The following is a 12,810-nucleotide window of genomic DNA, read 5'->3' as shown; positions in this document are numbered from 1 at the left end:
TGTGAGATGATCTTGTTACATTTTCACTGTGTGATTTTAATTATTCTTTAAGAATTAAATGCCATGATCAAAACATAAAATAGGAGTTTGTCATGGCTCAAATTTATTTTTTTAGATTATTTTTTCTAGCAGTTGCTGTTTTGATTTTTACTCAAATCATGAGCATGATTATTCAGCAACATTACTCATTCGACACCTTATTACAGCTAGGTTTATTTTTAATTTTGCTTGAGCTGGGATTCAACATAAAACCAGCCGATGCTCAAAATAAAACTGAATTGGATCAACAGCAGATGAATCATGCCAAAGCACCAAAGTCTTATGCATATCATTTGTCAAAAATAGGTTTAGGCACTATTGCATTCAGCTTGATCTTACCGAATCTTATTTAGTGCTAATCATGATTGGGTTCAAATCTAGGCGTAAAAAAAATTTTGAGATCATTCGTTAGGTGGCAGAGTTATGTTATAAACCTTGCATCTTATTGATTTTATGCTTTGTACTTATGCGTGGTTTAGCTTTAGTGCTGCAATTTGCAGCCATCGCATTTGCGATATTCCTCATTTATCAAGTTACTCTAGGTTTTTATACTCAAGAATTTAAAGTTTTAGACGTAGTCGCAGATGTAGGAACTATTCTCATCTGTATCGATCTTGCCGTATTCTTGTGGCATAGCCGCCAAACTAAAGCTGCCAACCTACAAGACTATGCACAAAAGATCGAACAATCAGTTCCAAAATTCGTAAAAATTTCACGAAAATTAGGTCATCTCGGGATTTTATTGATCTTAACCAGCTGGATTGTCCCCATGATTAATGGATAAATTAAAAACCTCCCATTTGGGAGGTTTTTAATATCACTTACTGATGAAATGAGATCATTTAAGATAAAAAGTTGACTTGACCAGATTTCACATCATAGATTGCGCCAACAATCCCAATCTCTTTACGCTCAATCATGTCTCTTAACGTGTCACTATTTTTAATAATATAATTAATATTATTTCGCACATTTAACACAGTTACGGCATCAATAAAATTGGTTGTAAGTTGATAATTACTCATATCATTTTTGACTGTTTCCGCCGCCTGCATAATCGGCTTCAAAAAATGCTGAACGTTCGGTGTATCTTTTAGTTGACTCAAATCCACCTTTTGCTCAAATAAATGACAAGCAGATCCTACCGCACCACAGTCCGTATGCCCCAATACCACGATCAGTTTTGAACCTTTGGTTTTACATGCAAACTCTAAAGAGCCCACGACTTTTTGACCAGCAATATTTCCAGCAATACGCAAACTGAATAAATCACCGATTCCTACATCAAAAATGCGCTCTGTCGGTGCTCTAGAATCCATACAACCCAACACTGCAGCAATAGGATGTTGCCCTGCATTTGACGTAACTTGAATTTGGCGAGCAATATTATGGTGTAAACGCTGATGATTAATAAAACGCAAGTTCCCGTCTTTTAGCATCTGTAAAACTTGATCAGGACTGAGCTGTTTTTGGAGTTCTTGCGTACTCACATCAAGATCGAGCTCGTCCTCTTTTATTTCAGGATAATGTGCTTTAAAACCTTGTAAATTAACTTTTATCCCCTGCTTTACCGCCACTTCACTTTGAAAGTCCTTAATAATTTGATAGATATCTGGATCAATATAATAGGTATTGGATGCATCGATTAGCACATTTTCATGCGGTTTAACTTTTTCTAAAGCGGTGACGAGTGCGGCACGATTTAAAAAACTTAAATTCGGTGCTAATTCAATACGGGTAAGTGAACCATGCAAGTGTTTTTCATGGATCACACGTACACCACGGTGTAAATGACTCTGTAAGATAATCAATAAACTGATCACTAGACCAATCATGATGCCTTTCAGTAAATCAGTTGCAATGATTGCAACTACCGTGACAATAAAAGGTAAAAATTGTTTCCAACCTTGCGCATAAATCCGTTTAAATAGGCTTGGTGTTGCCAATTTAAATCCAGTCAAGATTAAGATTGCTGCCAATGAAGATAGCGGTATCGCATTGATTAATGGGGTGAGCGCCACCACTGCAACAATCAGTAAAAAACCATGAAAGATTGCAGAAAATTTGGTTTTAGCTCCACTGGTTGCATTCACTGAACTACGAACAATGACTGAGGTAATCGGCATACCACCGATCAATCCTGACATAGAGTTTCCAACACCCTGTGCAAATAATTCACGATTCGGTGGTGATGAGCGCTTTTGTGGATCCATCTTATCGGCAGCTTCTAAATTCAATAGTGTTTCAAGAGAAGCTACCACCGCTAATGTAATTGCACCCGTATAAATTAAACTATTATTCCAATACGAAAAATCTGGAAACTGGAAAATCGTTTCTGAACCAGAAAAGATATTCGGAAGATTAATCAATTGTTGAGGGTTTACTGCATATGGAGAGCCGATTTTCAACATGATAAAGTTAAGAAGTCCAGCAAATATCACCGCAATCAAGGCTGAAGGCAGCGGCAGTTTTTTTAATTTACTACTATCCCACAGTAGGATTAACGCAATACAACTTAGACCAATTAATCCTGAGCCAATATCAATATGACTCAGTACAGATTGAATTGACCATTGATCAATCAAAACAAAGCCTTTGACATCCAAACCAATCAATTTAGGTAATTGACTGATAATCAGTAACAGACCAATCGCGGCAAGCAATCCCAAAATCACATTGGTGGGTACGAAATTTGAGAAAACACCTAACCTAAAAATACCAAATAATATTTGTAAAATTCTAGCTAAAAACAATGTGAACAAAAAGGCTTGATAATTACCTTGTAGTAATTCAATTTGGGTCAATACAATCGCCACTAAGCCTGCAGCGGGACCAGATACACTGATATGTGAGCCACTAAAAAAACCAACAACGATTCCACCAATCACGCCAGCAATAATGCCTGAAATGAGTGGTGCACCTGATGCATGAGCTATGCCCAAACAAAGCGGAAGTGCAACAAGGAAAACAACCAGACCTGAGAGCAAATCACGACTATAAAATCGAGGTTTCAGCTCTTTATTTTGAGATATACTCATGTTTAATTTTTCTTAATTATATGACTTATAAAGTTAAAAATAATTTTGAAGTGAATTGATTATTAAGTTTTTCTTGTTGTTTTACACCATCTTAAAGTTTACATTTAAAATAAATCACCTTGATGTTCTTCATTTATTTAAAAACATAAGCATAAAAAAACCTCCCATATGGGAGGTTTTTTACCTGATTAAAGATTACTTCGAACCTTTAACCCCTGCTTGTAATAATAATGCACCTAAACCACCAATTTTCTGTTCTTGTGGTTTCTGCTGCTGAGGTTTTTTCGCATGTTGTGGGCGATCACCCTGTGGACGTGCTTGCTGAGGACGCTTCGCGTGTGGTTTACGCTCACCACGTTGCTCTTGCTGGCCATGAGTTTCACGACGTGGCTGGCGCGTTGCCTTCGCAGGTGCTTCAGATCCTGCAGGACGCATCGATAAATTAACACGATTACGTTCCACATCAACTTGTAACACACGCACTTGAACAATTTGCCCTGGTTTCACAAACTTATGTGGATCAGAAATAAATTCATTCGCTAGTTCTGAAATATGAACTAAACCATCTTGATGAACACCAACATCAACAAATGCACCAAAGTTCGTTACATTGGTCACTACACCTTCAAGCTCTAAGCCTTCAGTCAGTTGTGAAACCTCAGTAATGTCATCACGGAACTTCGCTGTACGGAACTCTGGACGTGGATCACGACCTGGTTTTTCAAGCTCCGCCAAAACATCTTGGATCGTTGGTAAACCAAATTTATCATCAACAAACTCTTCAGGTTTAACCTGACGAATGATTTCAGTATTGCCAATAATATCTTTTACAGTGGTCGCTTTCGCTTCAACAATCTTGTTGACTAAACCATAAGACTCAGGATGAACTGCTGATGCATCCAATGGTTCTGAACCATCTTGAATACGTAAGAAACCTGCAGCTTGCTCAAAAGTACGCTCACCTAAGCGTGGTACTTTTTTCAAATCTTGACGATTATCAAAACGACCATTCTCTTTACGGTAGTCTACAATTTGCTGTGCTATAGATTTATTTAATCCTGCGATGTAACCCAAAATCGCTGAAGATGCTGTATTCACATCTACACCAACTGAGTTCACACAGTCTTCCACTACAGCTTCAAGCGTTTTTGCCAAGCCTGTTTGATTCACATCGTGTTGATATTGACCTACACCAATTGATTTAGGATCAATCTTCACAAGTTCAGCCAATGGATCTTGTAAACGACGCGCAATAGATACTGCACCACGAATCGATACGTCTAAATCTGGTAATTCTTGTGAAGCCAATTCAGATGCTGAATATACTGAAGCACCTGCTTCAGATACAGACACGCGCGTTAATTTAAGATCAGCATGAGCAGCCATCATTTCCGCAACAACAGCTTCTGTTTCACGACTCGCGGTACCGTTACCAATAGCAATTAGCTCAACATTGAATTCACGGCATAAACGTGCCAATTCATTGATTGAGCCTTCTTTATCTTCTTTAGGTGCGAATGGATAAATCGTGCTGTGTGCCAGTACATCTCCAGATGCATTCACGACAGCCAATTTCACACCCGTACGGATACCAGGATCCACACCTAAAGTAGTACGTGAACCTGCTGGTGCAGATAAAAGTAAATGACGTAAATTTTCTGCAAATACTTGCATTGCTTCTGCTTCAGCAGCCAAACGCTTTTCTGTCAGAAGTGAATGCTCAATTGTAGGGCGGACTTTGCCGAGCCAGAATAATTTTGCAGTCTGCTTCAGAAAATCTTGACGGGCTTGAGGTTGAACTTGATCAAGATTGTATTCAGTTTCAATGCGCGCCAAAGGAGCATCATTTTCACCATCAACTTTTAGACCTAGTACATTCTCTTGACGTCCACGTAACATTGCCAATAAGCGATGTGATGGAACTTTGTTTAAATTTTCAGAAAAATCGAAGTAGTCACGGAATTTTTTACCAACTTCTTTTTTCTCTTCACTAGCAACTAAGCTTTTTAAAACTGCTGTTTTTGCAAACATCGCTTTAAGCTCTGTCGTGAGTGCAATATTTTGTGCCCAGTCATCAATGAGAATATGCTGAACAGCGTCTAATTGACTCTCTAAATCAGGATAATCTTCATGATTAAATCCTGCTAAAGCTTCTGCAGGTTCAACATTTTCATTATAGATTTTTTCAGCGATTGGGCCTAAACCAGCCTCTTTTGCTTTAAATGATTTACTCGTACGTTTTGGACGATACGGTGCGTAAATTTCTTCTAATGCATTTTTTGTTTCAACGGCATTGACGCGAGCTAACAAATCATCCGTGAGTTTATTTTGTTCTTTCAGTGATTCAATGACCTTTTCACGGCGTTCAAATAAATCACGAAGGTAAGTTAATCGGGTATCCAGTTGACGTAACTGCGTATCGTCTAAGCCTTGAGTTACTTCTTTACGGTAACGTGCAATAAATGGAACACTAGAACCTTCATCAATCAGCTTAATGGCAGCTTCTACTTGGTTTGGACGTACGGCAAGTTCACTTGCCAACTGCTGAACTAAGTCAGTCATCGTGTTAAATTCCACAAGGATAAGGACTAAAAGTTAGTGATTATAAAGACCGAGACTATAAAATCCACAATTGTTTTGAATATTTGCAATGAAATTTTAAATAAAAGTCTCAATTTTTCTAGTTTTATCTCCCAGAGAAAAAGCTTCTAGTGAGATCTCTGATCAATTATTTGAGTGTAATGCGTCATTGTGTCATCACTTTGACAATGAACTAAAACATTTAACTCTTTATAATCACTTTATTTTTCTGATTTTGATGTAAATTTTTTGCTTTCAATACCACTTCAAATTAGCTTCATATTGAATAGCGATTTTATTTTAAATTATTTGCTTAAAAACAGGTCAATACATGTTGTGATTTGGTTTCAGAACACACTTAAAATTGTAATTTTGAGCAATTTGATACATAGTCTTAACAAGAACTTAGGCATTATACTGAGACAAATGACTATTTATAAATACAACTTTTAAGGGAGTGCATCATGAGTTTAGTTGTACCTGCTGAAAATACTGATGTAGTACACAATGACACTGACAGAGTTGAACGCATTCTGGTCGTCGACGATGATGTGCGTCTTCGTACCCTTTTACAACGGTTTTTAGAAGATAAAGGTTTTGTGGTTAAAACCGCACATGATGCCACGCAAATGGATCGGTTATTACAACGTGAACTTTTCTCGCTCATCGTTTTAGATTTTATGCTTCCTGTAGAAGATGGTTTGAGCATTTGTCGTCGTTTAAGGCAGTCTAACATTGACACTCCTATTATTATGCTCACTGCACGTGGTAGCGACTCTGATCGTATTGCAGGGCTTGAAGCAGGTGCTGATGACTATCTACCAAAACCATTCAACCCAAATGAATTGTTAGCTCGTATCCGAGCTGTACTACGTCGACAAGTGCGTGAGGTTCCTGGGGCACCAAGCCAGAATGTTGAAGTGGTTTCATTTGGTCCTTGGTCACTCGATCTATCGACTCGAACACTGACTCGTGAGGGTCAAGTGGTGACCTTAACTACTGGTGAATTCGCAGTACTCAAAGCATTGGTGCAACATCCTCGTGAACCGTTGACACGTGATAAATTAATGAATTTGGCACGTGGTCGTGAATGGGGAGCAATGGAACGCTCTATTGATGTTCAAGTCTCTCGTTTACGTCGTTTAATCGAGGAAAATCCGGCTCGTGCACGCTATATTCAAACGGTGTGGGGTGTGGGATACGTATTCGTACCAGATGGTGCAGAATAATTTTTTAAACAATGGACTCCGCCATCAATGATGTCGGGGTCTTTATTTTATGTATTAAACAATTACATGCACTTATTCTTTTTAAGCCCAAACTCTCAGGTTAGACCGTGAAACTTGATCCTATTGACCCACAAAAATTTAATGAATTTGTTGCGTATTCAGAGCGAAAACGAACGAAATGGGAACGCTTTCTTGACAAAATCAAGCCGCGCTCCGCTGCAATGCGAACAACAGTTTTGGTTGTTTTTGTGGTGTTCTTTAGTCTGTTTATGTCACTTTGGTTTTTTTGGAAAACCCTCTATTTACCAGAGATTCAACAGCATGCACGCTACCTTGCGGTTGAACTCGAAATTATCAACAACCCCGACCTTCGAATTTTTCATGGTGACACTGAACTTGATGTTGACACATGGTTAAAACAGCGTGTTGGAATTGAATACGTTACAGACCCTGCTGCGTTCCCCAACCAGCGCGATAAAGTCATTGCTGAATTCTTTACGAACCAAGTTGAAAAACGTTTGGCCAAAGAGCTCGACGTGCCTGAGGTCACCGTCTATTTCCAATTTAAACCTAGCCCACGTATTTGGATTCAAACCCCAGAAATGAACGGGAATTGGGTTCAAGAACCGTTAAAAACTTATGCAAATTATAGCCCCGAATTGATTTTGGCATGGTTTCTTGGCGTACCGCTGATTTCAGCCATGATTATCTTAACTTTAGTGAGACAGCTCAATCGCCCACTACGCCGACTTCAAAATGCAGCAAATAGCTATAGTAAAACTGGAAAAGCCCCCTATCTTGAGACGAACCACGGACCTTTGGAAATCCGCCAAGTCAACCAAGCCTTTAATCATATGATTTATACATTGGAGCTCACTGAACGTGATCGTCAAATTATGTTGGCTGGTATTTCACATGATTTAAGAACCCCGCTCACTCGAATTCGACTGAGTGCTGAAATGATGTCAGATGATGACTTCTTGAAAGAAGGCTTAATCTTTGATGTGGATGATATGGATGCCATTCTTAATCAGTTTATTTCTTACATGCGTGATGGTTCAGATGAAGACCTAAAAGAAACCAATATCAATACCCTTTTGCAAGAATTGGTTATTCAGTTTAAACCCCTGGATATTCGCTTTGAACCAGAAGAACTCCCACTGATTACTGCTCGTTCGCTTTCCCTCAAGCGCTTAATTGGTAACTTAATTAATAATTCTAAGCGTTATGGTGCTGAACCCATTGAGCTAAGTGCGAAAGTCGAGGGAGATCATCTAAAAATTTGTGTTGCTGATCACGGTGATGGAATCCCAGAAGATCAAATTGCAGACCTTATGCAACCTTTTGTACGTGGCAATGAAGCACGTACCATCCAAGGGAGTGGTCTTGGTTTAGCCATTGTAAAACGAATTGTCGATATTCATGAAGGTGAATTAAAAATTCATAATCGTCCTGAAGGAGGTCTTGAAGCTATCATTCTACTGCCCCTTTCAACACCTCAAGTTGCTGATATTTCAACCAATAGCACCTTAGATAAAATCAGGCAAACCATCACCGAACGATTTTGATGAATGGTGAATAGTTGAACGGTTGAATTGGTTTAATTATTCACCACAATGAAAATTAAAAATAAAAAACAATATCTTACAAACCATAATATATCTTTATATCCGCATTTTTTGAAAAAATTAGACCTTAGCCTAACAGGTATGCAAAATGGCTCGCTTGATCGGTACAATCGGTGCCAGATCCAGAATATCAAGAGAAGAGTAAACCATGTCTTTAGATCGCATTCGTTTAGAGTCACTTCATGAAAAAGTCATTTCAGCTGAACAAGCTTCAACGTTTATTGAAGATGGCATGACCGTAGGTATGAGTGGTTTCACGCGTGCTGGTGAAGCTAAAGCAGTTCCATTGGCATTGGTAAAACGCGCTCATACAAACCCTTTAAAGATCACTTTAATCACTGGTGCGTCTTTGGGTAATGACTTAGATAAACAGTTAACTGAAGCTGGCGTATTGGCTCGTCGTCTACCTTTCCAAGTCGATAATACTTTGCGTAAGGCGATCAATAAAGGCGAAGTAATGTTTATTGATCAGCATTTGTCAGAAACTGTTGAACAAATGCGTAATAAACAATTGAAAAAGCCTGATATTGCTGTAATCGAAGCTGTAGCAATTACTGAAGATGGTGGCATCATTCCAACGACTTCAGTAGGTAACTCAGCAAGCTTTGCAATCTTTGCAGAAAAAGTAATTGTTGAAATTAACACAAATTTAAGCCCAGCATTCGAAGGCTTGCACGATATTTATATCCCATCTTATCGTCCGACACGTCAGCCGATTCCACTCACTCAAGTCGATGAGCGTATTGGTACACACGCAATTAATATCGATCCTGCTAAAATTGTTGGCATCGTATTTAACAGCGAATTCCATGATTCTCCATCAACAGTGACTGCACCAGATGATGAGACCCAAGCAATTGCAAACCACTTAATCGAATTCTTTGAAAAAGAAGTCGCTGAAGAACGTCTTCCTAAAAATTTAGGTCCATTACAAGCAGGTATTGGTTCAATTGCCAATGCGGTATTAACGGGTCTTAAAGAATCGAATTTTGAAGATCTCATCATGTACTCAGAAGTACTTCAAGACTGTACTTTTGAATTAATTGATGCTGGTAAAATGAAATTCGCTTCTGGCTCATCAATTACACTTTCTGCACGTTATGGTGAAAAAGTATTCAATAATCTTGAGCAATACAAAGACAAACTTGTATTACGCCCTCAAGAAATTTCAAACCACCCAGAATTGGTACGCCGTTTAGGGATTATCGGGATCAATACTGCGCTTGAATTTGACATCTACGGCAATGTGAACTCTACGCACGTATGTGGTTCAAAAATGATGAATGGTATTGGTGGTTCAGGTGACTTCGCACGTAATGCGCATATCGCAATTTTCGTGACTAAATCAATCGCTAAAGGCGGTGACATTTCATCTGTAGTGCCGATGGCATCTCACGTAGATCACACAGGTCATGACGTAGACGTTCTTGTTACTGAACAAGGTCTTGCTGATTTACGTGGTCTTGCACCGCGTGAACGTGCACGTGCAATCATCGATAACTGTGTTCACCCATTGTATAAAGATGCATTAAACGACTATTTCGATCGTGCATGTGCTAAAGGTGGACAAACCCCTCACCTACTTACAGAAGCGCTTTCTTGGCATTCTAATTTTGAAGAAACAGGTCATATGTTATCTGCACCTGCTGAAGCAAAATCTGCATAAGTACGACTTTAAAAAAGCCCTGAATATCAGGGCTTTTTTTATTTCAATGATTCTAAAATACTTTTAAATCATCATGATAATTGACATAAACCAATAAAATAGGCAGGATTGAATAAGATACTTAAATGTGAGCTAGTTTACATTTTATTAATATTAAATTACACAAAACCACACTTTTATAGCTGAACTTTACACATAATTTAAATATTATTATTTCATAGCAAGATTATGAGTGAACAAATAATAATAACAGCGTACTGTTTCATCAGTTTTCCTTCCTAGATTTCCCCCAAAATCTAGGAATTTTTTTGTCTATATCTTTTACAAAAATCAAGTTTATTATCACATAAAAAAACCTCGATATTCGAGGTTCTTGTGTATTATATGAATTCTATTTTAATGATTACCTTGAACTTTTTCTTCAATCTCTTCCACACTGGTGTGTCGTACGTCATAGCCTTTAGCCATATAAATCACTTGTTCAGAAATATTTCGCGCATGGTCACCAATACGCTCCAAAGAACGGAGCACCCACATGACATTCAGAACACGAGAAATATGACGAGGATCCTCAATCATGTAGGTCATTAATGTACGTGTAGCAGATTGATATTCACGATCGATATCTGCGTCAGCCAACAATACTTTAAGTGCTTGCTCTGCATCAACACGTGCAAATGCATCCAATGCATCATGAATCATTACTCGCACTTGGTTACCGATATGACGTGTTTCCATATAACCACGAGGTGACTCACCTTCTTCACATAGATTTTGGGCTATACGTGCAATTTTAGCTGCTTCATCACCTATACGTTCTAAATCGGTATTGGCCTTGCTCATTGCAATTACCATACGGAGATCACTCGCAGCAGGATGACGGCGTACTAAAATCAAAGTCAAGCCTTCATCAATTTCACGCTCGTAGCGGTTTACCGTATTATCTTGAAATTGGACATCTACAGCCAAATTCAAATTGGTGTCTAAAAGAGCATGAATGGCATTAGCAACTTGTTGCTCAACCAAACCACCCATTGCCATAAATTTGGTATGGACATCTTGCAAATCTTCGTTAAATTGAGAAGAAATATGGTGGCTAAGTACAGGATTATTAGAGCTCAAAGTCTTATTACTCCACACAGCGTGAATTGATTGAAATTTTTGCCATATTAAAGCATATCAATTGTGAATATTTGATGACAAAACAATCAATTTATTCTATTTTTCAACTAACCATGCATTCATTTGACGAAGCTCATTTTCATTCAATTGACCCACAGAAGCCTTCAACCTCAACACATTCAACACATAATCATATTGAGCATTCACAAAATCTAATCGCGTTGCAAAAGCATTTCTTTGTGCAAGCAACACATCAACCATACTTTTAAGCCCTTCATCATACTGAGCTTGGGATGCTTTCGCGACTAATGCGGAAGAATCCATGGCAGCTTTGCGCGCTTGCAATGTAGCACTATCCATATCAATTTGTAGGTAAGATTTTTTAGCATCTGTGGTTGCTTTACGTATCGCAGCTTCTAATTGGCGTTCCGACTTTTCAACATTTTTTGTCGCTTTATCAATATTAATTTTAGTTCGTCCACCGGTATAGGCATTCCAGTTCATTTCTACACCCACCTGATCAAATTTCCCATCACTTGATATAGCTGTTTGTGGTGACTGTTCACTATAACCATAAGTGGCTACTGCTTCAACTTGAGGATAAAGCGCCGCTTGCTCTACACGTCGCTGATCATTGGCATATTGACGTTGCAAACGCGCTTGTAGAATTTCAAGATTCTGTTCTTGAGCCAATTTGGTCCATTCACTCATGATATTCGGTACAGGCTTTTGATACTCGAAATCATCACTTAAAACAGCGAGCTTTTCTTGGTAAGGTCCAATCAACTGAGCAAGTTGCTCTTGTGCCAAGATTAATTGAACACCTGTCGCAATTCGATTTGCTCGCGCATTTTGATATTGTGCATTCGCTTCGCTGACATCGCTTTCAGCAACTAAACCTTCTTTGAGTTTGGCATTCATCATATTGAGCTGCTCGAATAATGCTTTTTCTTCTTGAGCGTTAGTGAGCGTTAAAGCCTGTTGACGTAGTACATTAAAATAAGCTTCAGAGACATTTAATATATGTTGTTGCTGTTGCTGTTTTAAAGTGACTTCACTCAGTTGAACTGAGGTTTTTACCTGTTTATATCCCTGCCAAGCATCCATTCTGAAAATGGGTTGTCGTGCAGTAATCGCAATTTGACGAGTGGTCGATGTCGATGCCAACAGGTCAGAACTATTAAAAAAAGGATTCGATTCTGTACTTGAACGATTTACATCTTGGTTTTTACGCGTCACATTTCCTGAAACAGTTACTGTCGGCAGCAAATTACCTTTTGCTAAACCTATATTTAACTGATCAGCCTCATACTGCAAAACGTTGGCTTGCCAATTTGGATCGGTTTGCTTTGCTCGCTCATAGGCTTCAACGAGGTTCAATGCAAAGCTCATCGGGCTAAGCGCAATTAAACTGACTGCAAGTAGAGTTTTTTTCATGATAATGACTTCACAGCACCTTAAGCATTTGAATAACAAGTAATTAGAATAGGATGTTGCAAATATAATCT

At 38.6% G+C, this 12,810-nt stretch carries 9 protein-coding genes; 5 read left to right on the top strand and 4 right to left on the bottom strand.

The window, feature by feature from the left end; translation table 11 throughout:
• Positions 1 to 92 precede the first annotated feature (92 nt).
• Together FTV32_RS05545 and FTV32_RS05540 are read left to right on the top strand one after the other, a co-directional pair.
• Entirely contained in the window at positions 93 to 392 is a 300-nt protein-coding gene (locus FTV32_RS05545) for a hypothetical protein (RefSeq protein ID WP_035263939.1), read from the top strand.
• 113 nt (positions 393 to 505) lie between these two features.
• Positions 506 to 823, top strand: a complete 318-nt coding sequence (locus tag FTV32_RS05540) for a hypothetical protein (RefSeq protein WP_035263938.1) — start codon at positions 506 to 508, stop codon at positions 821 to 823.
• Positions 824 to 881: 58 nt separating this feature from the next.
• On the opposite strand, the gene FTV32_RS05535 is transcribed toward FTV32_RS05540, so the two are convergent.
• Together FTV32_RS05535 and FTV32_RS05530 are read right to left on the bottom strand one after the other, a co-directional pair.
• On the bottom strand, positions 882 to 3,077 hold the full coding sequence (locus FTV32_RS05535) for a bifunctional SulP family inorganic anion transporter/carbonic anhydrase (protein ID WP_180028174.1): 2,196 nt from the start codon (positions 3,075 to 3,077) through the stop codon (positions 882 to 884).
• Positions 3,078 to 3,272: 195 nt separating this feature from the next.
• Entirely contained in the window at positions 3,273 to 5,639 is a 2,367-nt protein-coding gene (locus FTV32_RS05530) for a Tex family protein (RefSeq protein WP_035263936.1), read from the bottom strand.
• A 482-nt stretch (positions 5,640 to 6,121) separates the two neighbouring features.
• Between FTV32_RS05530 and ompR the strand changes: the two genes are divergently transcribed.
• From ompR to FTV32_RS05515, 3 genes are all read left to right on the top strand, one after another.
• On the top strand, positions 6,122 to 6,886 hold the full coding sequence (gene ompR, locus FTV32_RS05525) for a two-component system response regulator OmpR (RefSeq protein ID WP_035263934.1): 765 nt from the start codon (positions 6,122 to 6,124) through the stop codon (positions 6,884 to 6,886).
• A gap of 107 nt (positions 6,887 to 6,993) precedes the next feature.
• Entirely contained in the window at positions 6,994 to 8,454 is a 1,461-nt protein-coding gene (locus FTV32_RS05520; protein WP_092767308.1) for an ATP-binding protein, read from the top strand.
• A 208-nt stretch (positions 8,455 to 8,662) separates the two neighbouring features.
• The gene (locus FTV32_RS05515) at positions 8,663 to 10,180 is read left to right on the top strand and encodes an acetyl-CoA hydrolase/transferase family protein (protein ID WP_092767310.1); all 1,518 of its coding nucleotides are present in this window, start codon (positions 8,663 to 8,665) and stop codon (positions 10,178 to 10,180) included.
• Positions 10,181 to 10,576: 396 nt separating this feature from the next.
• Here the strand turns inward: FTV32_RS05515 and phoU are convergent, their stop codons facing one another.
• Positions 10,577 to 11,302, bottom strand: coding sequence for a phosphate signaling complex protein PhoU (phoU, locus tag FTV32_RS05510; RefSeq protein WP_180028173.1), 726 nt, complete (start codon positions 11,300 to 11,302; stop codon positions 10,577 to 10,579).
• A 96-nt stretch (positions 11,303 to 11,398) separates the two neighbouring features.
• Complete coding sequence (locus FTV32_RS05505) at positions 11,399 to 12,739, bottom strand: TolC family outer membrane protein (protein WP_092767312.1); 1,341 nt, start codon at positions 12,737 to 12,739, stop codon at positions 11,399 to 11,401.
• Between the last annotated feature and the right edge of the window lie 71 nt (positions 12,740 to 12,810).

The organism is Acinetobacter sp. YH16032, assembly GCF_013417345.1.
In the GTDB taxonomy this organism is placed as follows: Bacteria; Pseudomonadota; Gammaproteobacteria; order Pseudomonadales; family Moraxellaceae; genus Acinetobacter.
Note: the sequence above shows the minus strand (reverse complement) of the source record. Positions and strands in the feature narration are given on the sequence as shown.